Below are 22106 nucleotides of genomic sequence, written 5' to 3'. Positions count from 1 at the left end.
CACCGGGCGTCGGCAATCTTGACGGATGTCAAGTTTTTGGTGGCTTGGCTGCCGGGGCGCGGTGGCGGCATCGTAAAGTCGCCTCATGCAGATCCGTGAAACGGCCGTCGCCGCGCCCGACAAGCCCGCCGTCATCCTGTACCCCACCGGCACGGTGGTGACGTTCGGCGAGATGGAAGCCCGCGCCAATCAGCTGGCGCACTACTTCCGCGAACACGGGCTGGTCGAAGGCGACGCGGTCGCGATTCTGATCGAGAACAACGAGCACATGCACACCGTCATGTGGGCCGCGCGTCGCAGCGGGCTGTACTACGTGCCGATCAACACCCATCTCACCGCGGCTGAGGCGGCCTACATCGTCGACAACAGCGCGGCCAAGGCCATCGTCGGCTCGGAGGCGCTGCGCCCGGTACTGGAGGGGCTGGCCGAGCACCTGCCCAACGGACTTCCCCCGGTTCTGCTGACCACGGGAGACCTCGACGGGTGGGCGAAATACCCGGATGCGGTCGCCGATCTGCCGACCACTCCCATCGAGGACGAGTGGGACGGCGACCTGCTCCAGTACTCGTCGGGCACCACGGGCCGCCCCAAGGGCATCAAGCGCGATCTGCCCCACCTGCCGCCCTCGGAGACGCCGGGTCTGATGGCCGCACTGGTGTCGTTCTGGATGAACCCCGAGGCCGTATACCTGAGCCCGGCGCCGCTCTATCACACCGCGCCCTCGGTGTGGTCGATGCAGGCGCAGGCCGGCGGCATCACCACGGTGGTGCTGGAGAAGTTCGATGCCGAAGGCGCGTTGGACGCCATCGGAAAGTACGGCGTCACACACGGCCAATTCGTCCCGGTGATGTTCACCCGCATGCTGAAACTGCCTGAGCAGGTGCGCAAATCGTATGACGTGTCGAGCCTGCAGCGGGTGATGCACGCGGCGGCTCCGTGTCCGGTGGAGATCAAGAAGCAGATGATCGACTGGTGGGGTCCGATCGTCGACGAGTACTACGCCTCCTCGGAAGCCATCGGTGCCACCCTGATCAGCGCTGACGAGTGGCTGGCGCACCCCGGCTCGGTCGGCAAGGCGATGACCGGTGTGGTGCACATCCTCGACGAGGACGGTAACGAGGTGCCCGCGGGGCAGCACGGCGAGATCTTCTTCGAGGGCGGCGCCGATTTCGAATACCTCAACGACACCGCGAAAACGGCGTCCTCGCGGGACTCGCACGGCTGGAAGACGGTGGGCGACATCGGGTATCTCGATGAAGACGGCTACCTGTACCTGACCGACCGGCGCCACCACATGATCATCTCCGGCGGGGTGAACATCTACCCCCAGGAAGCCGAGAACATGCTCGTCATCCATCCGAAGGTGATGGACGCCGCGGTGTTCGGCATTCCCGACGACGAGATGGGCCAGACCGTCAAGGGTGTCGTGCAGACCGTCGACCCCGCCGACGCCACCCCCGAGTTCGCCGACGAACTGCTGACCTGGCTGCGGGATCAGCTGTCGCACTACAAGTGCCCGCGCTCGATCTCCTTCGAAGCCCAGTTGCCGCGCACCGACACCGGCAAGCTGTACAAGCAGGAGTTGATCACACGGTACTCGTGATGACGGCGGCCCCATGACGGTGCTGGAGCTGCCCGCCGGAATACGCGTCGCCGTCGAGAAGCCGGACGACGACGCGACTTTCACGCTGACCGAAGCGGATTCGGCCGACCGGCGGGTCGTCACGGTCGCATCGGTGGATGACGCGCTCGCCGATCTGACCCAGCGCTGCGGGCGGTGGCCGCAGGCCGCGGCGGTATGCGATGACGTGCTGCGCGCCCATCAGCCGACCGCCCCGGCGTTCGGGGGTCTGATCACCGAATCGCTGGCGTACTCGACGCTGCAGTCCGGAGCCGAATTCGCCCGCTGGCTCGACGAACGCGGGCCCGTGCAGCTACCGGTGGTGCCGGATCCGGTGCAGGCCGAACGCCGCGGCGACACCCTGTCGATCCGCTTCAACCGGACACGGCGGCACAACGCCTTCACCACCGATGCCCGCGCCGCCCTGCTGGAGGCTCTCGAGGTGGCCCGGCTGGACGATTCGGTGACCGAGGTGGTGCTGGCCGGCAACGGTCCGTCCTTCTGCAGCGGTGGTGACCTCGCCGAGTTCGGCACGTTCGCCGACCCGGCCAGCGCGCACCTGGCGCGCACCCGGCACAGCCCGGCCCTGGCGCTGGCCGAACTGACCGAACGTCTGGGCCCGGCCTGCCGGGCCGAGGTGCACGGCCAGGTGTTGGGCAGTGGGCTGGAGATGGCCGCCTATTGCGGGCACATCCGGTGCCACCCCGACGCCACCATCGGTCTGCCCGAGCTCGCGCTGGGTCTGATCCCCGGCGCCGGTGGCACCGTCAGCATCACCCGGCGCATCGGGCGCTGGCGCACCGCGTATCTGGTGCTCTCCGGTGTGACCATCGACGCGGCGACCGCGCTGGCCTGGGGGCTGGTCGACGAGATCAGCGCTGACGTGCCGGCCGGATCACCAGCTCGTTGACGTCCACCTCTGCGGGTTCGTCGATCGCGTAGGCGATGGCCCTGGCGATGGCGTCCGGCGGAATCGAGTCGGCCCGGTACGTCTGCATCGCCGCTGCCGCCGTCGGATCGGTGATCGATTCGGCCAGTTCGGATTCCACCACCCCGGGGGAGACGGTGGTGACCCGGATGGACGGGTCGAGCTCCTGTCGCAGACCCTCGGTGATCGCCCAGGCGGCGTGTTTGGTGCCGCAGTAGACCGCCGCGGTGGGCACCACCTCATGAGCGCCGACCGAGGCCACCGTGACGAAATGCCCGTGGCCTTGCCGCTGGAACTGCGGCAGCGCCGCGGCGATGCCGTTGAGCAGACCGCGCACGTTGACGTCGATCATGGCGTCCCATTCGTCCACCAGCAGCGCGTCGAGCCGGGACAGCGGCATCACGCCGGCGTTGTTGACGATGACGTCGATGCGGCCGTAAGCGGCGACCGCCCACTCGACGAACGACGCGACATCGGCGCGGTCGGTGACATCGAGGCGGCGCACCGCAATGTTGTCACCCGCCAGTTCGGCGAGGCGGTCTTCGCGGCGGGCACCGGCGAGCACCTGGTGGCCCCGGGCGGCGAGCCTGCGGGCCACCGCCGCGCCGATACCGCTGGTGGCTCCGGTGACGAGGACGATCTTGTTATCTGTCATGACCCCAGCGTCGGACGGCACCGGACGGTCAGCCAGGACGCGGTGTGCCTGGGTGCAGCGCACCCAGGCAGCGCGGTGCCGATGCGTCCTACTGTGGCGGTATGTCGGATCTGGGGGACTACCTACGCAGCAGGCGCGCACTGGTCAGCCCGGGTGATGTGGGTCTGGTCAGCGTCGGGCACCGCCGGGTGGCGGGGCTGCGACGCGAGGAGGTGGCGCTGTTGGCCGGCGTCAGCGTGGACTACTACGTCCGGCTGGAGCAGGGCCGGGAACGGTCCCCGTCGGCACAGGTGCTCGATGCGCTCGGGGCGGCGCTGCGACTCGACGACGACGGCCGCCAGCACCTGTTCCGGGTGGCGGGGCTGGCGCCGCGGCCGCATACCGTCGTCGTCCCGGATCGCGTCGACCCCGCACTGATGCGCCTGATGGACGCCTGGCCGGACAATCCGGCACTGGTCTACAACCGGGCCTATGACGTGCTGGCCACCAACGCGATAGCCGATGCCCTGTTCGGTGATTTCGGCTCGCACGGCAACCTGCTGTCGCTGGTGTTCACCGAGGCCCGGGCCCGGGAGTTCTATGTGGACTGGCCCTCGATCGCGGCGAATTCCGTCGCGGGTTTCCGCCGCAACTACGCCGAAGCCCCGGGTGACCCGCGGGTGGCGGACGTCCTGGCCGACCTGCTGGCTGCCGCCACCGACTTCGCCGATCTGTGGGCCAGACACGATGCCCGCGGAAAAACGCTGTCCAACAAGTCGTTTCAGCATCCGACGGTGGGACGGCTGACCTTGCAGATGCAGACGTTCGCGGTGCGTTCGGCGCCGGGCCAGGAGCTGGTGGTCTACCAGGCCGAACCGGGGTCCTCGAGTGCGGACGCGGTGGCACTGCTCGGCAGTCTGGCGGCGACCGCCGACAGGTGAACACACATACATGTGCGCACGTGCGCACATGTATGTCATGCTTGACGAGTGAGCAGCACCGCCGTCCTCGGCAACCCGGTGTTCCGGCGACTCTTCGCGGCGCAGATCGTGGCGCTCGGTGGCACCGGCCTGCTGACGGTCGCGCTCAGCCTGCTGGCCTACGACCTGGCCGGACCCACCGCCGGAGCGGTGCTCGGCACGGTGCTGGCGATCAAGATGCTGGCCTACGTCTTCGTCGCACCGATCATGGCGACGGTGACGAATCGCCTGCCGCGCAGAGCCGTTCTCATCGGGGCGGACCTGACCCGGGCCACGGTCGCCCTGATGTTGCCGTTCGTCGGGCAGATCTGGCAGATCTTCGCGCTGGTGTTCGTCCTGCAGGCAGCGTCGGCGACATTCACACCCGCCTTCCAGGCGGTGATCCCCGCGATACTCACCGACGAGCGGGCCTACACCCGGGGATTGTCGCTGTCCCGGTTGGCATATGACCTGGAGGCGATGGTCAGCCCGATCCTGGCGGCCGCACTGCTGGCGGTGCTGACCTACAACAGCCTGTTCGTTGGAACCGTCGCCGGATTCCTGCTCTCGGCGGCGCTGGTGCGGCGCGCGGCGGTGCCCGACATCGACCCCGACCGCACACCGTGGCGGCGGCGATTGTTGTCGGGCGCGCGAAACATGCTGAACCATCGTGAATTACGCGCGCTGGTCGCCATGAATCTCGCGGTCGCCGCGGCCACCGCGCTGGTCATGGTCAACACCGTGGTGTACGTCCGCGACATGCTCGGCGGCAGCGAGGCCGATGTCGCGATGATGCTGGCCGCCTACGGCGCGGGGTCGATGGTGGTGGCACTGTCGGTGCCGAGGCTGCTCACCGTGGTCACCGACCGCACCGTCATGCTGAGCGGAGCGGGTGTCGCCGCGTCCGGTCTGCTGGTGGCCGCGACGGTGCTCGTGGCCGCCACCCCGACGTGGCCGGTGCTGGCGTCGACGTGGGCTCTGCTGGGCGCAGCGACATCCATGGTCAACACCCCGGCGGGACGCCTGCTGCGCCGGGCGAGCACCGAGACGAACCGGACCGCCCTGTTCACCGCGCAGTTCTCGATGTCACACGCCGGGTTCCTGCTGACCTATCCGATCGCCGGCTGGGTGGGCGCGGCCGTCAATCAAGGGCTCGCCGCCGCGATTCTCGCTATCCTCGGTTCATTCGCGGCGCTCGCTGCGGCGTGGATCATGACGCGCGGGAGGGGTGAGGCAGATGGGCGGGACATCGCCCGAGAAACCCCGAGCCGAGCCGTCGCCGAGTCTCGTCCATGATGCGTCCCCGGACCGCGACCGCCTCGACGCCGCCAGCGAAACCTTCCGGATGCTGGCCGACCCGACCCGTCTGCACCTGCTCTGGCTGCTGACCCAGGGCGAAGCCGATGTGAGTGCGCTGGCCGAGGTCACCGGCGGTTCCCGCACGTCTGTCAGTCAGCACCTGGCCAAACTCCGGTTTGCCCGGTTGGTGGACACCCGCAAGGACGGGCGACGGGTGTTCTACCGACTGCGTGACGGGCACCTGGGCAGGTTGGTGCAGGAGGGCCTCAACCATGCCGATCACCGGGTGACCGGCGAGCCACCGCACGCCTGAAACTAGAGTCCGAGCCGTGACTGGAAACGGCGGGCCCTATTTCGACGACCTGCAGGTCGGGCAGGTGTTCGACACCGCGCCGTCGATGACCCTGACCTCCGGCGCGGCGGCCACGCACCAGAGCATTCTGGGCGACCGTCTCCGGCTGGCACTGGATGCCCGCCTGGCTGCGGCGGTCACCGGCAGCGGCGGACCGCTGGCACATCCCGCGTTGGTCTGCGATGTGGCGATCGGTCAGTCGACGCTGGTGACCCAGCGCGTCAAGGCCAACCTGTTCTACCGCGGGCTGCAGTTCCACCGCTTCCCGGCCATCGGTGACACCTTGAGCACCCGGACCGAGGTGGTCGCACTGCGGCAGAACTCGGCAAAACCGGGGCGGGCCGCGACCGGCCTGGCCGCGCTGCGGATGACCACGGCGGATCAGGACGGACGGTCGGTCCTGGACTTCTACCGCTGCGCCATGCTCCCGTTGTCCGGCGATGATGTGCGGACCGGACATGCCGATGACCTCGACGCCGTCGGCGCCGATCGCCAGAGCCCACCGGACCCGACGGCGGACTGGAACGCGGAGGCGTTCAACGGCACCGGGTTCGATCACTCCCTGGTCGGTACCGTCCTGCACAGCACCGCCGATGTCGTCACCAGCGCACCGGAGTTGGCCAGACTGTCACTGAACATCGCTGCCACCCATCATGATTGGCGTGTCGGCGGGCAGCGGTTGGTGTACGGCGGGCACACCATCGGGCTGGCGCTGGCCCAGGCGGTCCGGTTGCTGCCGAACCTGGCGACCGTGCTGGGCTGGGAATCCTGCGATCACACCGGGCCCGTGCACGAGAACGACACCCTGCACAGCGAACTGCACATCGAGGCCGCCACGCCCGCCCCGGCGGGCACGCGGCTACGGCTGCGCTCACTGGTCCACGCCGTAGGGGAGGGCCGGGGTCAGGTGCTGGACTGGCGCTTCACCGCTTTGCATTTCTGATATGGGGCAAGTCTGATACGAGGCAAGATGGCGGGTGTGAGCACCGTCGGCGTCCCGGAAGCGCTGAGTGCGCGCGCCCAGGAGGTGGCGGACGCGTTCACTACGCACGCCGGCCCCCCGGTCGACGCCGCCGGGTTGCTCACCGGGCGGGCAGCGCTGCTGGGACTGACCGCCAAAGGGCAGACCTCGGCCGGCGGGGCGTCCCGCATCCTGCGCGGTGCCGACACGTGGTGCGCGTTCACGTTGTCCCGCCCCGACGACATCGCCGCGGTACCCGCACTGATCGAGGTCGACGAGGTAGGCGCCGACCCGTGGCCGCAGCTGCAGCGCTGGGTGTCCACCCGCGCCGCGGCAGCCGCCGTGGACCGGGCCCGGCTGCTGGGCCTGCCGGCGGCCGTCCTCGGCGAGGCGGCACCCCGCCCGCCGGTCACCCTGCCGCACGGACCCCGGGCACAGCGTTCCGGCCGGCTGCTGGTCGTCGACATGTCATCGATGTGGGCGGGCCCGTTGTGCGGGCAGCTGCTCGGTGGCGCGGATGCCACCGTGATCAAGGCCGAGAGCCGCCGCCGTCCCGATGGCACCAGAGCGGGGTCTGCCGCCTTCTACGACTGGATGAACCGCGGAAAGCTCTCCTATGCCATCGAATTCGATGACCACGCGGCGATGCAGCGGCTGTTGGCGGCGGCCGATGTCGTGATCGAGGGGTCGCGGCCCGCCGCGCTGATCCGCCGTGGCCTCGGGCCGGGCGACATCGCACCACGGGCCGGGCGGATCTGGTTGCGTATCAGTGGATACGGCTCCGACGGTGACAGCGGCACCCGGGTCGCCTTCGGCGACGACGCGGCAGTGGCCGGTGGACTGGTCGGCGCGGGTTCCGACGGACCGGTCTTCGTCGGCGACGCGATCGCGGATCCGCTGACCGGTCTGCATGCCGCGGCCGCCGTGGCCGAAGCGTTGACGCGGGGCGGTGGTGAACTGGTGGAGGTGTCGATGTCGGCGACCGCCGCCGGCTACGCCGGGTTTGTCGGCGGGCCCGTCCGGGAACCCGTCGAACCGGCAACAGGCGCGTCGGCACCCGCGCTGGGCGCCGACGATGCTGCGGTGCAGGCACTGCTGGACGAAAGGCATTCCGTGTCATGTTGATCCAACGAGCAGCGCTGCTCGACGGACGGGTGGTCGACCTCCGCGTCGGTGCGCAAATCACCGAGATGGCCTCCGAACTCCCCGCGCACCCCGATGAGCAGGTGATCGACGCGGCCGGCGGTGCGGTCATCCCCGGGTTGCACGATCACCATGTGCACGTGCATTCGGCTGCGGCGGCGGCCGATTCGGTCCGGGTCGGCACCACCGAGGTGAACGACCGTGACGACCTGGCCCGGATTCTGGCCGACGCACAACCGGGAGAGGACGGCTGGATCCGCGCGGTCGGCTACCACGAAGCGGTGGCCGGCCCGCTGGATCGGGCCCGGCTGGATACCCTCGCCCCGCCGGTTCCGGTACGGATTCAGCACCGCAGCGGGATCCTGTGGACCTTGAACTCGGAGGGCCTGGCCGCAGTCGGCCTGGCCGACCACCCCGATGGCCGGTTGCGCAGCGCCGACCGCACCTGGTCGGATGCGCTGCAGCGCCGCGACACCGCGATCGACGACCTGAGTCACCGACTATCCGCCTACGGGATCACCGGAATCACCGATGCCACACCGGATCTCGACATCGGCGACATCGTCAAGTTGGACGAGGTGCACCGGCACGGTGGAATGCGTCAGCGGCTACACCATCTGGCGCCGGGAAAACGCATCCTGCATGACGACAATCTGAACCTCGACGAGCTCACCGATTGGGTCATCCGCCGCCATCGTGACGACGCTCCGGTCGCCGTGCACTGTGTCACCGCGGCGCAACTGGTCATCACCATCGCTGCGTTGCGCGCCGCGGGCAGTCATCCGGACGATCGCATCGAGCACGCCGCGGTGGTGCCCGACGACTGCCTCGCCGACCTCGTCGACCTGGGTGTCACGGTGATCACCCAACCCAATTTCGTGGCCGAGCGCGGTGACCAGTACCTCACGGACGTCCCGGCCGACGAGCACCATCAGCTGTGGCGGCTCGCGTCGCTGCTGGATGCCGGGGTGCGGGTGGCGTTGTCGACCGACATGCCCTTCGGTGACGGCGACCCATGGGCCGCCATGCGCGCCGCGGTGCACCGTCGCACACCGGACGGCGCACTATTGGGTGCGGCCGAACGCGTCGGTGCCCGCACCGCCCTGGAACTGTTCCTGGGCACGGCGACCGCGCCGACGGCGCCGCGCAGCGTGACGCCCGGCCAGCCGGGCGATCTGTGCGTGCTCGACGTGCCGCCGGCGAAGCTTCTCCACGACCTGGACGGCAGCGCCGTCGTGGCCACGTTGATCGACGGGGAGATCACCTATCGCAGGTGAACGTCAGTCCGGTGGTTCCGTGCCCGGTTCGGGCTTGTGCACATCCGGTGTCTGCTCATCGACATCGGACTCGTCCACCTTGGGCCGGGAGCCGTCACCTGAATCGTCGTCATCGACGTACACACCTTTACCGCGAGGCATCGGCTCCCTTTCTGCAGTTGTGACACATTCCGGAGTCGGCTACCCACAACGCTTATCCGGAAAACCGAGCGGACTCCGTTCCGCGGCTGATCCGGATAACAATCCGGTCACAGTGCAGATCACGATCAATTAAACGTTTGCCGGTTGACATAAGAAAATGCCGCAAATTGTCAGAGGGCGAGACGGTTTTCGACGCGATTGCGACCGAAGTCACGTCCGGATGATGTAACACCGGCGCCTACCGTCCGACGTTTGATCTACGGTCCGGCGGGGCACCAACAAGGCACGCGTACCGTTGTTTTCGGGTCTGGGACCGTAAGCCTGGGATGTCTAGCACGAGGCATACAGAAGATCAGAACACGAAGGACACCAATCAATCATGAAGCTGAAGAACACACGCATGCGCCGGGTCTCCGCGGGCTGTCTGCTCGGTGCTGCCACCGTCGCGCTGGTAGCTGCGCCGACCGCCTCGGCCGCTCCGAATTGCAACCCCGACGCCGTGGCCGGCACCGTCAGCTCGGTGACCGGCGCCGCCAGTGCCTACCTGAATGCCCATCCGGGCGCCAATCAGGTGGTGCAGGCGGCCCGCACGCAGCCGCGCGCCGAGGCCTCGGCCAATATCCGGGCCTATTTCACGGCGAACTCGCAGGAGTACTACGAGCTGCGCGGCATCCTGGCACCGATCGGGGACACCCAGCGGCAGTGCAACGTCACGCTGCTGTCGCCCGAATTGGCATCGGCCTATTCGGAGTTCATGGCCGGCTAGCAGAACCGGGGCTCCCGTCATCCGCCTAGGCGGGTGACGGGACCGGCTCGCCGGTGAATGCCCGCCGTAGCGTGGCGCACTGGCTGTCGAAGAAGTCCCGCGACACCGCGGTTTTCGGCGCGATGCCGTCAAAGCCGTGAAACGCCCCCTGCACCACCTCGACATCGCACGACACGCCCGCCTCGCGCAGGCGCTCGGCATAGGCGAGGTCCTCGTCGTGGAACAGATCGAGGGTGCCGACACCGACCCATGCCGGAGGTAGCCCACTGAGGTCCTGTCGCCGGGCGGGCACCGCCACCTCGGGGTCGGCGCCGCCCAGATATGCGGACCAGGCCAGGCGATTGCTCTCATGTGTCCACAGCCGGTGCCCCGGATCGTCGAACTGCGCGCCGACCGACCGGTCATCGAGCATCGGGTACACCAGCAGTTGCGCCACCAGCGACACCTCCCCGCGGTCGCGGGCCAGCAAGGCCAGCGCGGCGGCAAGTCCGCCTCCGGCGCTGGCACCGCCGATCGCCACCCGCCCCGAATCGACAGCGGGCAGTCCGGCCAGCCAGGTCAGGGCCGCGTAGCAGTCCTCCAGGCCGGCCGGATACGGATTCTGCGGCGCCAGCCGGTAGTCCACCGAGGCCACCGTCACGCCGAGCGCGGACGCGAAGCGGCGGCACAGCACGTCGTCCTGGGCGGCGCTACCGATCACGTAACCGCCGCCGTGGATCCACAGCAGGGCCGGGCCGGGCGCTGCCACTCCGGCCGGCCGGTACAACCGGACCCCGACACCGGAGGCCAAGGTGAGTACCTCGACCCCGGGCGGGACACGACGGTCGGCCAGCACGGTCATCCGCTGCAACAGACCGAGATTCTTCGGAGTGACGATCTTGCGAGGCAGGACGCGCGCGAAGCGGGTCAGCTCCCGATGGAAGGCGGCGGTTGTCGACACCCCGACAGTATTGCTTACCGGGCGGCGTCCGGATCGGGATCGCGGCTGACGCGCACCCGGCGCGCGACCTCGAGCACCTGCTCGACGGTGGCACCCACGGCACCGGGATCCTTTGCCGCATCGTCATAGTGACGCAACCGCAACGCATCCGGCCACCACGGATGGTTGACGAAGGCGGGGTCCACTGCCGCCCCTCCCTGATGCTGCAGCGACCGTTCCGAGATGGCGCTGAGCCGATAGCCGGGGACGGTCGCCGCCAGGTAACGCTTCGCGGCCACATGAGCCCCCGCCAGCCAGCCCACCCGCTGCCCGTACCGGGGCGTCAGCCACTCTCGCGCCAGCAGGTCATGCGCCGGGCCGGCGGGCATCAGCGGGCTGTGTGCGATGTCGTGCAGGGCGGCGGCCAGCACCAGTTCGTCATCGGCCCCGTCCTCCATCGCGCGGGCCGCGGACTGCAGCGCATGGTCCAGTTCGTCGACGGCGACCTCATCCCACACCCCGCGCAGCGACAGCAGGACATCGGCAAGGTCGGTGTGCTCGGGCATGGTTTCAGGTATAGGCACAGTCGCCGCGTCCCCGCACCCCTCGTGGCCGACTGTTCACCGAATGTTGGTCTCCCGGCGGCTATTTGAGCAGGGGATCACGGGGCAGGCCGAGGATCCGCTCCGCGATGGTGTTGCGGGTGATCTCCGACGTCCCGCCGGCGATCGTCATGGCGCGGTTGCCCAGGTATGCCCGGGTCAGTCCGTCGTTCTGTCCGGTGACCGCCGAGACGCCGGCCAGCGCCATGCCGAGTTCGGTGAGTCGCTGCGATTGTTCGGCCACCAACAGTTTGGTCACGTTGCCCTCGGGCCCCGGCTCGGCGCCGGCGATGGCCCGGCTGACCCGGCGCAGGTTGAGCATGGGCAGGGTCAGGGTTTCGGCGATCACCCGGCCCGTCTCGTGCACATGGCCGGCGGCCACCGCGGGCGGCGCCTGGTCCAGCAGCGCCACGACATCGGCGGTGCTGAACCCGGTTGGCGCACCCGATCCACCGCCGATCGAGATGCGCTCGTTGCCCAGCGTGGCGCGGGCGACCAGCCAACCCTTGTTCACATCGCCGACCACATCGGCGTCGGGAACGAAGACGTCATCGAAGAACACCTCGTTGAAGTGGGCGTCACCGGTGATGCCGCGCAGTGGATTGACCCGCACGCCAGGGGCTTTCATGTCAATGGCCATCATCGTCACGCCGGCGTGCTTGGGTGCCTCGGGATCGGTGCGCACGGTGGCCAGGCCCCACTGGCAGTGCTGGGCCAGACTGGTCCACACCTTCTGGCCGGTCACCGTCCAACCGCCGTCGACGCGCTTGGCCGACGTCCGCACCGCGGCCGCATCCGAACCGGCCTCGGGTTCGGAGAACAACTGGCACCACATCGACTGCCCGCGCAGCACCGGCTCCACCCAACGTTCACGCTGATCGTCGGTACCGGCCTGCGCGATGGTCAGGGTCACCCACCCGGTGATACCCATGTCGGGAATGGCGACATCGCGGAACTCCTCCTCGATGACCAGTTGCTCCAGCACATCGGCGCCCCGCCCCCACGGCTGCGGCCAGTGCGCCACCAGATAGCCGGAGTTGACCAGGAAGTCACGCTGCTCGGCCTCGGGCAGCGAGCGGACCTTGGCGGCCGCCTCCGCGGCGGCTGCCCGGAACTGTTCGGCCTCCGGGGGCACGCTGAACGCCACGCTGTGGGTCTGCCCGGCGCGCTGTGCGTCGACCAGATCGGTCAGCGGGTCGGCACCGTCGGTCAGCAGCGCGGACAGGCTGCGCGCCCGGCGCAGGTACAGATGGGCGTCGTGTTCCCAGGTGAACCCGATACCGCCGTGCAGCTGAATGTTGTTCTGCGCGTTGAAGACCTGAGCGCGAATTGCGTGAGCCGCGGCGATCGCTGCCGGCAGCCAGGCCGCATCCAGGTCGTCGGCCCGGGCGGCGGCCCAGGTGGCCGCGGTGGTCTGCTCGGCGGCGACGAGCATGTTCGCGGCATGGTGTTTGACGGCCTGGAAGGTACCGATGGTACGGCCGAACTGCTCACGGACCTTGGCGTACTCGACAGCCATGTCCAGGGTGGCCCAGCTGATACCGACGGACTCCGCGGCGGCCAGGATGCGGAACACGGTGCGGGCGTGGCGGGCCGCGCCGCGCAGCACCCGGTCGGCGGAGATCGCGGCGCCCCGCATCGCCACCGACCCGACCGAGCGGGTGGTGTCCAGCGATGGCAGTGCGGTGACGGTGATTCCGTCGGCGGCCGCCTCGACCACCACCAGGTCCTCGCCGGCCGCGAGCACCAGCACATCGGCATCCGGGGCACCGAGGACCGCGGGCCACTGGGCGGTGGCGGTCAGATCGGACTCCATGTTCACCTGCCCGTTGAGACCGAGGGCCGCGACGGTGCTGCCGTCGGCCAGGCCCGGGAGAAGCTGGGCCCGCACGGAATCGGGGGCGCACCGGTCGATCACCAGGGCCGCGGCCACGGTCGGCAGGAACGGGCCCGGGGTGAGCTCGCGGCCGGTGATCTCGGCGATGATCGCCAACTCGGCGAGCCCGAAGCCCGATCCGCCGAACTCTTCGGCCAATGCCAACCCGTTCCAGCCCAGTTCTGCTCCTGCGGACCAGATTTCGCGCGGATAGCTGCCGGGTTGATCGAGGGTGGCGCGGGCGGCGGCGCGGCTGCCGGAGCGTTGGAGCCGCCCGATGGCCGCGGCGGCGAGATCCTGGTGTTCTTCGGTGATGGCCAGCGCAGACTTGCTCATGATGAATTGAAGTTACCGGCACCACCTACGCGGTCGGTCGTGATGCGGATCACAATTTGACGTCTGTGTAGACAGATCCTCGAGAATGTCTGCTTAGGGAGGGGGCTGCGCGGGTACGCTCGCGTGATGACGGCCACACCGGACACCCGGTACCCCGGACCCACGCTGATGAGCCGCGCACGCTGGTTGCTGAAGGCCAATCACGCGGACCGTATGCTCGCATTATCCGTGGCTTCGGCTTCGCTGCCGGTGATCGGCAAGCAACTCGAGCCACTCGGTGGCCTGGCCGCCATGGGCGTGTGGGGTTTTCGTCAGTTCCCCGAGATGATGTCGTCGACCGCCAAAGCCTGGTTCGCGCCCGGAAACGGGGCGGTGCGCAAGGCCGAGCGGGACCAGACGGTGACGGTCGCCAAGGACGGATTGCGCAGCGTGGTCCCCGCAGCCGACCTGGCCGGGGATTGGCCGGCCCCCGAGCAGCTGCCGCCGCTGTGGAACACCATGGAGTACCGGCGCAACGTGCACCGCACCTCGGTGCGCTACGGCGACCACCCGATGCAACTGCTGGACGTGTGGCGTCCCGCGGAACTGCCCAGCGAGCCCGCACCGGTGCTGCTGTTCGTCCCGGGCGGTGCCTGGGTGCACGGCAGCCGCATGCTGCAGGGTTACGCGATGCTGTCGCACCTGGCCGAGCAGGGCTGGGTCTGCCTGTCCATCGATTACCGGGTGGCGCCACACCACCGCTGGCCGCGCCACATGACCGATGTGAAAGCGGCAATCGCGTGGGCGCGGGCCAATGTCGACAAGTTCGGCGGTGACCGCAACTTCGTGGCCATCGCGGGATGCTCGGCGGGCGGGCACCTGGCGGCACTGGCCGGGCTGACGCCGAATGATCCTGAACTGCAGGGCGATCTGCCGGACGACGCGGACACCTCGGTGGACGCCGTCGTCGGCATCTACGGCCGTTATGACTGGGAGGACCGCTCCACCGTCGAGCGGGATCGATTCGTCGACTTCCTGGAACGCGTCGTCGTCGGCCGCAAGATCGGCCGTCATCCCGAGATCTTCCGGCAGGCGTCCCCGATCGCCAGGGTGCACCGCGACGCCCCGCCGTTCCTGGTCATCCACGGCAGCGGGGACACCGTGATCCCGGTCGACCAGGCACGAAGCTTCGTCGACCGTCTCGAAACCACCTCGGCCGCACCGGTCAGTTACGTCGAGTTCCCCGGCGCGGGTCACGGGTTCGACATGACCGACGGTGCGCGTACCGGCGCGATGGCCAAGGCAATCGGACTGTTCCTCAACCAGATCCACCGAAACTCGGCGGCACGCAAGGCCAAGGCGGTTATATAGACTCCTCCAGGCAGGGGAGGAATAGCCGGTGAAAAGGCTCAGCGGTTGGGACGCGTTCCTGCTGTACACGGAAGCGCCCAACGTGCACATGCACACCTTGAAGATCGCCATCATCGACCTGCACGGGCTCGGCGACCGCACCTTCGGCGTCGAGGACTTCCGTAATGTGTTGCACGGCAGGCTCTACAAGCTGGACCCGTTCCGCTATCAGCTCGTCGACATCCCGTTCAAATTCCACCACCCGATGTGGCGGGAGAACACCGACGTCGATCTGGAGTACCACGTTCGGCCGTGGCGGGTCGCCGCCCCCGGCGGCCGCCGCGAACTCGACGAAGCCATCGGAGAGATCGCCAGCACTCCGCTGGACCGCAGCCGGCCGCTGTGGGAGATGTACTTCGTCGAGGGACTCGCCGACGACCGGATCGCCGTGGTCGGCAAGATCCACCACGCGCTGGCCGACGGGGTGGCCTCGGCCAATCTGCTCGCCCGCGGGATGGATCTGCAGGAAGGTCCGCAGCGGGAACGCGACTCCTACGCCACCGATCCCGACCCGTCCAGGTCCGAGCTGGTGCGCACGGCCTTCACCGACCACCTGCGCCAGATCGGGCGGATCCCGGGCCTGGTCAAATACACCGCCGGCGGTGTCGCCAGGGTGCGCCGCAGCCAGCACAAGTTCGGTCCGGAACTGACCAGACCGTTCACTCCGCCGCCGAGCTTCATGAATCATGTGCTGACCCCCGGACGCCGGTTCGCGACCGCCTCGCTCGCGCTGGCCGATGTGAAGTCGACCGGAAAACAGCTGGGCGCCACCATCAATGACATGGTGCTGGCGATGTCCTCCGGTGCGTTGCGCAAACTGCAACTGGAATACGAGGGCAAGGCCGACCATCCGTTGCTGGCCTCGGTGCCGATGAGTTTCGACTTCTCACCCGATCGCATCTCGGGCAACCGGTTCACCGGCGTGCTGATGGCGCTGCCGGTCGACGAACCCGACGTCCTGGAGCGGGTGCGTCAGGCCAGTGCGGCCGCATCGCTGGCCAAGGAGAGCAGCCAGTTGATCGGGCCCGAACTGGTGGCCCGCTGGGCCTCCTACATGCCGCCGGCCGCCGTGGAGGCGCTGTTCCGCCGGCTGTCGGACAAGGACGGCCAGAACAAGGTGCTCAACCTCAACATCTCGAATGTGCCCGGCCCGCGTGAACAGGGCAAGGTCGGCGGCGCCACCGTCACCGAGATCTACTCGGTCGGTCCGCTGACCGCGGCCAGCGGTCTGAACATCACCGTGTGGAGCTATGTGGACCAGCTCAACATCTCGGTCATCTCCGACACCGACACGGTCAAGGATCCGCACGAGGTGACCGACGCGATGGTCCAGGAGCTCCGCGACATTCGGCATGCGGCAGGGATTTCCGAGGAACTGACGGTCATCGAGACCGCGTTGACGTGACATGGTCGCGCCCCGGCGTCGGGGATGGGCGAGAATGACGTCATGAAACTCCTGGGCGCCGTGGCCGCGGTCGTCGTGGCGCCGGTCCTGGTCACCGGCTGCTCCTACGGACCGGCCCCTCATTCGGCACCGGCGAGTTCGTCCACCGCGACGAATTCGGACGCCGAGCACCCCGAGGTGTCCATTCTTCCTGGCACTGCGCTGCTGGGTGCCCCGCTGACCGCGAAGGGCGCCACCGTCACCCCGCGCGCCGACACCATGGCCCTGGTCCGTCAGGACTCCGTCGACGAGCAGGAACTCGGCATCGAAGTCTCCTTCGCCGATGTGTCCGCCCCCATCGACGCAACGGGCCCGAACGGCGGTTTCCGCCTGTTGGTCAGCGGCGGGGAACAGATCCCCCCGTCCCGGCCGGTCGTCCTGAAATCGCGCCCGCTGCCCGCGCGGGTGATCGGCGACGTGACCGGGTGGGTGTTCTTCCACGTCAGGCCCGGTGTCCTGCCGACGCAGCTGCAGCTCACCGCCGCTCCCGCGAATTACATGCTCGACCCGCAGCCAATTGCCATCTGGGCGATGTCGGGGCTGCCCGCGGCCTCCGGGCCCGAGGCCCCGCCCGGCCCGTTGCCTCCGGCCAGGCCCCCGGCGCCGGCCGAGCCCGCTCCGGCACCACCGCCGGCGAGCGACACCGGCGGCAACGGTGGCCCGCGTGGGCCGCGGCTGCCACCTCCGCCCCGGCTGCCACCGCCGCCGCAACTTCCGCGGCCGCAGTTACCGCCGCCGCCACAGCTTCCGCCACCACCACCGTCGGTCTGCCGCCACACGACGTTGTGCTGAGTCCCAGTGGCCGGTCATGACACGCTGACCGCGAAAAAGCGTGCACCAGCTGGCCGTTCGGCAGGCTGGGTCAGCCGCGCACCCAGTTCAGGAATCGCTCCACCGCGGCCGCGGTGTTGTGCCCGTGCGCGGAACCGAAGAAATCGAACGCGTGCTGGGCGTGCGGGATCTCGGCGTAGACGACCGGTGCCTTCGAAACGCGCTTGAGCGCCTTCACGAATTCGCGGCCCTCGCGCACCGGGATCACCGAATCGTCCTCACCGTGCAGCACGAAGAACGGCGGCGCATCCTCGTGCACCAGGGTGATCGGTGAGGCGTCCAGGTAGACCTGCCGGTTGTCGGTGAACGGCAGCTTGACGATGAACTTTTCCAGGATCTTGATGAACTCCGGCCTGCCGTTGCCGGCATCGGTGAACCAGTCGTAACGGCCGTAGATCGGCACCGCCGCGGCCACCGACGTGTCGGCGTCCTCGAACCCGGGCTGCCACTTCGGGTCGTTCGGGGTGAGGGCGGCCAGCGCCGTCAGGTGCCCGCCCGCCGAACCGCCGCTGATGTACACGGATTCGGGATCACCGCCGTAGGCCGCGATGTTCTCCTTCACCCAGGCGATCGCCTGTTTGACGTCCACGATGTGGTCGGGCCAGGTGTATTTCGGGCTGATCCGGTAACCGATCGACACACAGATCCAGCCGCGCTCGGCCAGTCTGCTCAGCATCGGATAGGCCTGCGGGCGCCGCATCCCGATCATCCAGGCACCGCCGGGGATCTGAAGCAGCACCGGCGCCTTGCCGTCGCGGGGCAGGTCGGGCCGCATCCAGATATCGGCGAGGTTGGGGCCGTGCGGCCCGTAGCGGGCCGTCTCGTGCACGTAGCGCCGACGTGTCCAGCCGGTTCCGAAGACACCGCGCGGGCGGCGCTCGGGTTCCTTGGACTCGAGATAGTCCGCACCGAGGGCTGCCTTCAACGGATCCTCGAAGTACCGCTTCGACTCCGCCTCCCGGCGCTGCAGCAACGCCAGCAGTCCCCAGGTGATGGCCTTGACCGCCAACGAGATCCGGCCGTTGCGGGTCCGGTAGTGACCCAGCAGGGCGCGCCGGATCACGTCCAGCACCGAACCGGTGAACAGCAGCGGAGCGTTCTCCGATGTCGGCCAGCCGAACGCGAACGTCGGCAGGGTGCTGTAACCCTTCCGGCCCAACGGGCGTACCGCGTTGGCGGCGTTGGTCAGCTCGGCCAGCGCGCCCAGCAGCGGCCTGGGCCTACCCCGTAATGCGGTCCTCAAGTTCACTGCGCAGAATCTTTCCGGTGCTGTTGCGCGGCAACTCATCCAGGATGGTGATGTCCCGCGGCACCTTGTAGTTGGCCAGATTGTCCCGGACATACTGTTTCAAAACATCGGCGGTCACGGATGCGTCGGGGCCGCGCAGCACCACGAAGGCGACCAGCCGCTGACCGAACTGTTCGTCGTCCGCTCCGATGACGGCGGCCTCGGCCACCGCGTCGTGGGTCACCAGCGTCTTCTCCACCTCGATGGGGTAGACGTTCTCACCGCCGGACACGATCATCTCGTCATCGCGGCCCACCACGAACAACCGGCCGTCGACGTCCAGGTAGCCGACGTCACCGGAGTTCATGAACCCGTCGTGGAAGTCCTTGGTCTTGCCCGAGGTGTAACCGTCGAACTGGGTCGAGTTGCGCACGTAGATGGTGCCGGTCTCGCCGGGCGGTAGCACGCGCAGGTCGGGGTCCAGGATCCGGATCTCGGTGCCCTCGGCCGGTTTTCCGGCGGTGTCCGGTGCGGCGCGCAGATCGGTCGGCGTCGCGGTGGCGATCATGCCGGCCTCGGTCGCGTTGTAGTTGTTGTAGATGACATCGCCGAACTGATCCATGAACTTGGTGACGACGTCGGGACGCATCCGGGACCCGGATGCCGCGGCGAAGCGCAGGGTGCGCCCGCTGTAGCGGTTGCGGATCTCGTCGGGCAACTCGACGATGCGGTCGAACATCACCGGCACGACACACAACCCGGTGGCCCGGTGGGTGTCCACCAGCGCGAGGGTGGCCTCCGGATCGAACTTGCGGCGGGTGATGACGGTGCAGGCCATCGAGGCGGCGAAGGCCAGCTGGGAGAACCCCCAGGCGTGGAACATCGGCGCGGCGACGACCACCGGCTCCTCGGTGTGCCACGGGGTGCGGTCCAGGATGGCCTTGAGCACCTCGGGTCCGCCCCCGGAATGCTTGGCGCCCTTGGGTGTTCCGGTGGTCCCCGAGGTCAGCAGGATGACCTTGGACTTCTCCCTGGCGCGTCGGGGTTGTTGCCCGGCGTGCGCGGTGATCAGCTGCGCCACGGTGAGCCCGGTCTGCGCGGTATCGGTCCAGGCGACGATGCGGGCCACCTCCGGGGCGTCGGCCAGTGCACGGTCGAGGGTCGGGGCGAACTCCTCGTCGTAGATGACCGCGCCGGTGCGGCCTGCGGATTCGCGCTCCCACACCTCGGCCAGCGCCGGACCGGCGAAGGACGTGTTGAGCAGCAGCACGTCGGCGCCGATGCGGTTGGCCGCGATCAGCGCTTCGACGAAACCGCGGTGGTTGCGGGCCATGATGCCCAGGACGTGCGGCTCTCCGGAAGGCAGCGCCTGCAACCCTGCCGCCAACGCGTCTGCGCGCTGGTCGATCTCGCGCCAGGTCAGCGCCCCGAGCTCGTCGATGAGGCCGACCCGGTCACCGCAGCGTTGCGCGGCGCTGGCGAAACCCGACGTGATGCCCATGTTCTCGCGGGCCATCGCCGCGCCGATGCGCAGATACTTGTCGGGCCGCAGCGGTGCGATGACACCGGCGCGCACCATGGTGCCGATCAGGCCCGCCGTATCGGTGACCCGGTCGACGGTGGGGCGAGCGAAGCGACGGGGGAGGTCGAACAGCCCCATCAGCCGATGACCGGCAGGCGACGTTCGGCGGCCAGTTCGTCCAGGGCGCCCTGCATGACGCGGCGGACATGCGCGTCGACCTCGTCGATATCGGGGGTCTCGCCGAACTGGGCCTCGATATCGACCGGCGGCAGCACCTGCATGACGATCTTGGCGGGCAGCGGCACGTTCATCGGGACCACGGCGGACAGCCCGAACGGGAAACCGAAGGACAGCGGGACGATCTTGGTGCGCGCCAGCCGGGCGATCGGGCCGAGCCGCTTGGCCAGCCAGGTGCCCCGGGACAGATACAGCTGGGTCTCCTGCCCGCCGATGCCGACCATCGGCACGATGGGCACCCCGGCATTGATGGCCGCGCGCACGTAACCCTGGCGGCCGTCGAAGTCGATCTTGTTGGCTTCGCTGCTGGGACGGTAGACGTCGTAGTCGCCGCCGGGGAACACCACCACGACTCCGCCGGAGCGCAGCGCTTCATCGGCGTTCTCGTGGCTGGCGAGGATGAAACCGGTCTTCTTGAAGAAGTCGCCGGTGGGCCCGATCATCAGCATGGCGTGGCTCAACGTGTAGACCGGGCGCCCATAGCCGAACCGCTCGTAGAAGTCGGCCGCGAAAATGGGCACATCCATGGGGAACATGCCGCCGGAGTGGTTGCACACCACCAGCGCGCCGCCGTTGGGGAAGTTCTCCAGACCGCGGACCTCGGAGCGGTGATACGCCTTCAGGAACGGCCGCAGCAGCCCCATCACCCGCTCGGTGAGGCTGGGGTCGAACTTGGTGATCTCGGTGGGATCGATATCGGGCGAGCTCATGGGATGCCTCCGATGTAGAAACTAGAACGTGTTCTAGTTTCGCATGGAACCGGTAGGCGGTCAAAGGGCCGTTGACCTGAACCGGGGTTGAGGCCACAGGATGAGGGCATGACACCGGACATCGCTGCCTACCTCGCTCGGATCGGCTACCAGGGGCCGGCGGAGCCGACATTGGACACCCTGCACGGCTTGGTCGCCGCGCACAACCGGTCCATCCCGTTCGAGAATCTCGACCCGCTGATGGGTATCCCGGTGCACGACCTCAGCGCCGAGGCGCTGACCGCCAAGCTGGTGCGCCGCCGCCGTGGCGGCTACTGCTACGAGAACAACGGTGTCATGGGCTACGCGCTGGAGGCGCTCGGGTACGAGGTGGACCGGCTGGCCGGCCGGGTGGTGTGGATGCAGCCGCCGGGCGCGCCGCAGTCCGGGCTGACCCACAACGTGCTGGCGGTCGCCGTGCCCGGTGCAGACGGACGGTTCCTGGTCGACGTGGGCTTCGGCGGTCAGACGCTGTCCTCGCCGATCCGGCTGGAGGCCGGGCCGGTGCAGCAGACCCGGCATGAGCCCTATCGCCTCGTCGAGCATCCGGAGGGCCTGCAACTCCAGGCGCAGGTGCGCGGCGAATGGCAACCGCTCTATCAGTTCAGCCTGCGCACCCAGCCGTTGGTCGATCTGAGCATCGGCAGCTGGTACTCCTCGACCTATCCCCACGCCGTCTTCGTCGTCGGGCTGTCCGCCGCGCTGGTCACCGACGACGCCCGCTGGAACCTGCGCGGCCGCAATCTCGCCATCCACTCCGGAGGGGACACCGAGAAGATCCGGCTGAGCTCCGCCGCCGACGTGGTCGACCAGCTGGTCAACCGATTCGGCATCGACGTGTCCGGGCTCGGCGATGTGGAGGCCCGGGTCAGTCAGGTGCTGGACACCTGAG

General features: G+C 68.6%; 21 protein-coding genes. 13 read left to right on the top strand and 8 right to left on the bottom strand.

What is annotated here, in order from left to right; all coding sequences use genetic code 11:
• The first annotated feature begins 85 nt into the window (after positions 1-85).
• Positions 86-1603 carry a fatty-acid--CoA ligase FadD4 gene (fadD4, locus tag ASE48_RS25535; protein ID WP_057169929.1) on the top strand — a complete coding sequence of 506 codons (1518 nt, stop codon included), beginning with the start codon at positions 86-88 and terminating at the stop codon, positions 1601-1603.
• A 13-nt stretch (positions 1604-1616) separates the two neighbouring features.
• Positions 1617-2531: an enoyl-CoA hydratase/isomerase family protein gene (locus tag ASE48_RS25530; RefSeq protein WP_057169928.1), complete on the top strand. Its 915-nt coding sequence runs from the start codon at positions 1617-1619 to the stop codon at positions 2529-2531.
• Here the strand turns inward: ASE48_RS25530 and ASE48_RS25525 are convergent.
• Positions 2494-3204 carry an SDR family oxidoreductase gene (locus tag ASE48_RS25525; protein WP_057170039.1) on the bottom strand — a complete coding sequence of 237 codons (711 nt, stop codon included), beginning with the start codon at positions 3202-3204 and terminating at the stop codon, positions 2494-2496. The genes ASE48_RS25530 and ASE48_RS25525 overlap by 38 nt on opposite strands.
• A 101-nt stretch (positions 3205-3305) precedes the next feature.
• On the opposite strand from ASE48_RS25525, the gene ASE48_RS25520 reads away from it, so the two are divergent.
• From ASE48_RS25520 to ASE48_RS25495, 6 genes are all read left to right on the top strand, one after another.
• A complete protein-coding gene (locus tag ASE48_RS25520; RefSeq protein WP_057169927.1) occupies positions 3306-4124 on the top strand; it encodes a helix-turn-helix domain-containing protein in 819 nt (272 codons plus the stop codon).
• Positions 4125-4172: 48 nt separating this feature from the next.
• A complete protein-coding gene (locus tag ASE48_RS25515) occupies positions 4173-5438 on the top strand; it encodes an MFS transporter (protein WP_057169926.1) in 1266 nt (421 codons plus the stop codon).
• Entirely contained in the window at positions 5380-5754 is a 375-nt protein-coding gene (locus tag ASE48_RS25510) for an ArsR/SmtB family transcription factor (protein WP_057169925.1), read from the top strand. The genes ASE48_RS25515 and ASE48_RS25510 overlap by 59 nt, the downstream gene beginning before the upstream one ends.
• 85 nt (positions 5755-5839) lie before the next feature.
• The gene (locus ASE48_RS25505; protein WP_057170038.1) at positions 5840-6736 is read left to right on the top strand and encodes a hypothetical protein; all 897 of its coding nucleotides are present in this window, start codon (positions 5840-5842) and stop codon (positions 6734-6736) included.
• A gap of 27 nt (positions 6737-6763) precedes the next feature.
• Positions 6764-7879, top strand: coding sequence for a CoA transferase (locus tag ASE48_RS25500; RefSeq protein ID WP_057169924.1), 1116 nt, complete (start codon positions 6764-6766; stop codon positions 7877-7879).
• Positions 7873-9174, top strand: coding sequence for an amidohydrolase family protein (locus ASE48_RS25495; protein ID WP_057169923.1), 1302 nt, complete (start codon positions 7873-7875; stop codon positions 9172-9174). Before ASE48_RS25500 ends, ASE48_RS25495 begins: the two co-directional genes overlap by 7 nt.
• Before the next feature lie 3 nt (positions 9175-9177).
• Here ASE48_RS25495 and ASE48_RS32895 read toward each other — a convergent pair whose 3' ends face one another.
• Positions 9178-9315, bottom strand: a complete 138-nt coding sequence (locus tag ASE48_RS32895) for a hypothetical protein (protein WP_156409361.1) — start codon at positions 9313-9315, stop codon at positions 9178-9180.
• Between the two features lie 379 nt (positions 9316-9694).
• On the opposite strand from ASE48_RS32895, the gene ASE48_RS25490 reads away from it, so the two are divergent.
• Positions 9695-10081 carry a heme-binding protein gene (locus ASE48_RS25490; RefSeq protein ID WP_057169922.1) on the top strand — a complete coding sequence of 129 codons (387 nt, stop codon included), beginning with the start codon at positions 9695-9697 and terminating at the stop codon, positions 10079-10081.
• A gap of 25 nt (positions 10082-10106) precedes the next feature.
• Here ASE48_RS25490 and ASE48_RS25485 read toward each other — a convergent pair whose 3' ends face one another.
• From ASE48_RS25485 to ASE48_RS25475, 3 genes are all read right to left on the bottom strand, one after another.
• Complete coding sequence (locus ASE48_RS25485; protein WP_057169921.1) at positions 10107-11021, bottom strand: alpha/beta hydrolase; 915 nt, start codon at positions 11019-11021, stop codon at positions 10107-10109.
• 14 nt (positions 11022-11035) lie between these two features.
• Complete coding sequence (locus ASE48_RS25480; protein WP_057169920.1) at positions 11036-11566, bottom strand: hypothetical protein; 531 nt, start codon at positions 11564-11566, stop codon at positions 11036-11038.
• A gap of 79 nt (positions 11567-11645) precedes the next feature.
• Positions 11646-13814 carry an acyl-CoA dehydrogenase gene (locus ASE48_RS25475; RefSeq protein WP_057169919.1) on the bottom strand — a complete coding sequence of 723 codons (2169 nt, stop codon included), beginning with the start codon at positions 13812-13814 and terminating at the stop codon, positions 11646-11648.
• Between the two features lie 126 nt (positions 13815-13940).
• Here ASE48_RS25475 and ASE48_RS25470 point away from each other — a divergent pair, with 126 nt between their 5' ends.
• From ASE48_RS25470 to ASE48_RS25460, 3 genes are all read left to right on the top strand, one after another.
• The gene (locus ASE48_RS25470; protein ID WP_057169918.1) at positions 13941-15164 is read left to right on the top strand and encodes an alpha/beta hydrolase; all 1224 of its coding nucleotides are present in this window, start codon (positions 13941-13943) and stop codon (positions 15162-15164) included.
• Positions 15165-15252: 88 nt separating this feature from the next.
• Entirely contained in the window at positions 15253-16608 is a 1356-nt protein-coding gene (locus ASE48_RS25465) for a WS/DGAT/MGAT family O-acyltransferase (RefSeq protein ID WP_442928763.1), read from the top strand.
• 42 nt (positions 16609-16650) lie between these two features.
• Positions 16651-17439 carry a hypothetical protein gene (locus tag ASE48_RS25460; RefSeq protein ID WP_156409360.1) on the top strand — a complete coding sequence of 263 codons (789 nt, stop codon included), beginning with the start codon at positions 16651-16653 and terminating at the stop codon, positions 17437-17439.
• Positions 17440-17509: 70 nt separating this feature from the next.
• Here the strand turns inward: ASE48_RS25460 and ASE48_RS25455 are convergent, their stop codons facing one another.
• The 3 genes from ASE48_RS25455 to ASE48_RS25445 are packed head-to-tail and all read right to left on the bottom strand — an operon-like array spanning position 17510 to position 21175.
• Entirely contained in the window at positions 17510-18721 is a 1212-nt protein-coding gene (locus ASE48_RS25455; RefSeq protein ID WP_057170037.1) for an alpha/beta hydrolase, read from the bottom strand.
• On the bottom strand, positions 18699-20366 hold the full coding sequence (fadD12, locus tag ASE48_RS25450; RefSeq protein ID WP_057169915.1) for an acyl-CoA ligase FadD12: 1668 nt from the start codon (positions 20364-20366) through the stop codon (positions 18699-18701). The genes ASE48_RS25455 and fadD12 overlap by 23 nt, the downstream gene beginning before the upstream one ends.
• Entirely contained in the window at positions 20366-21175 is an 810-nt protein-coding gene (locus ASE48_RS25445; RefSeq protein WP_057169914.1) for a 1-acyl-sn-glycerol-3-phosphate acyltransferase, read from the bottom strand. Before ASE48_RS25445 ends, fadD12 begins: the two co-directional genes overlap by 1 nt.
• Positions 21176-21283: 108 nt before the next feature.
• Between ASE48_RS25445 and ASE48_RS25440 the strand changes: the two genes are divergently transcribed.
• Positions 21284-22105: an arylamine N-acetyltransferase family protein gene (locus ASE48_RS25440; RefSeq protein WP_057169913.1), complete on the top strand. Its 822-nt coding sequence runs from the start codon at positions 21284-21286 to the stop codon at positions 22103-22105.
• Position 22106: the final 1 nt, after the last annotated feature.

This window comes from Mycobacterium sp. Root265, assembly GCF_001428895.1.
Lineage (GTDB): Bacteria > Actinomycetota > Actinomycetes > Mycobacteriales > Mycobacteriaceae > Mycobacterium.
Note: the sequence above shows the minus strand (reverse complement) of the source record. Positions and strands in the feature narration are given on the sequence as shown.

Coding starts and splice junctions, on each gene's coding strand:
- ASE48_RS25530 (WP_057169928.1), top strand. CDS start 1,617: ATGACGGTGCTGGAGCTGCCCGCCGGAATACGCGTCGCCGTCGAGAAG.
- ASE48_RS25525 (WP_057170039.1), bottom strand. CDS start 3,204: ATGACAGATAACAAGATCGTCCTCGTCACCGGAGCCACCAGCGGTATC.
- ASE48_RS32895 (WP_156409361.1), bottom strand. CDS start 9,315: ATGCCTCGCGGTAAAGGTGTGTACGTCGATGACGACGATTCAGGTGAC.
- ASE48_RS25470 (WP_057169918.1), top strand. CDS start 13,941: ATGACGGCCACACCGGACACCCGGTACCCCGGACCCACGCTGATGAGC.
- ASE48_RS25490 (WP_057169922.1), top strand. CDS start 9,695: ATGAAGCTGAAGAACACACGCATGCGCCGGGTCTCCGCGGGCTGTCTG.
- ASE48_RS25460 (WP_156409360.1), top strand. CDS start 16,651: ATGAAACTCCTGGGCGCCGTGGCCGCGGTCGTCGTGGCGCCGGTCCTG.
- ASE48_RS25475 (WP_057169919.1), bottom strand. CDS start 13,814: ATGAGCAAGTCTGCGCTGGCCATCACCGAAGAACACCAGGATCTCGCC.
- ASE48_RS25520 (WP_057169927.1), top strand. CDS start 3,306: ATGTCGGATCTGGGGGACTACCTACGCAGCAGGCGCGCACTGGTCAGC.
- ASE48_RS25500 (WP_057169924.1), top strand. CDS start 6,764: ATGGCGGGTGTGAGCACCGTCGGCGTCCCGGAAGCGCTGAGTGCGCGC.
- ASE48_RS25510 (WP_057169925.1), top strand. CDS start 5,380: ATGGGCGGGACATCGCCCGAGAAACCCCGAGCCGAGCCGTCGCCGAGT.
- ASE48_RS25495 (WP_057169923.1), top strand. CDS start 7,873: ATGTTGATCCAACGAGCAGCGCTGCTCGACGGACGGGTGGTCGACCTC.
- ASE48_RS25480 (WP_057169920.1), bottom strand. CDS start 11,566: ATGCCCGAGCACACCGACCTTGCCGATGTCCTGCTGTCGCTGCGCGGG.
- ASE48_RS25505 (WP_057170038.1), top strand. CDS start 5,840: ATGACCCTGACCTCCGGCGCGGCGGCCACGCACCAGAGCATTCTGGGC.
- fadD4 (WP_057169929.1), top strand. CDS start 86: ATGCAGATCCGTGAAACGGCCGTCGCCGCGCCCGACAAGCCCGCCGTC.
- ASE48_RS25465 (WP_442928763.1), top strand. CDS start 15,253: ATGCACACCTTGAAGATCGCCATCATCGACCTGCACGGGCTCGGCGAC.
- fadD12 (WP_057169915.1), bottom strand. CDS start 20,366: ATGGGGCTGTTCGACCTCCCCCGTCGCTTCGCTCGCCCCACCGTCGAC.
- ASE48_RS25440 (WP_057169913.1), top strand. CDS start 21,284: ATGACACCGGACATCGCTGCCTACCTCGCTCGGATCGGCTACCAGGGG.
- ASE48_RS25445 (WP_057169914.1), bottom strand. CDS start 21,175: ATGAGCTCGCCCGATATCGATCCCACCGAGATCACCAAGTTCGACCCC.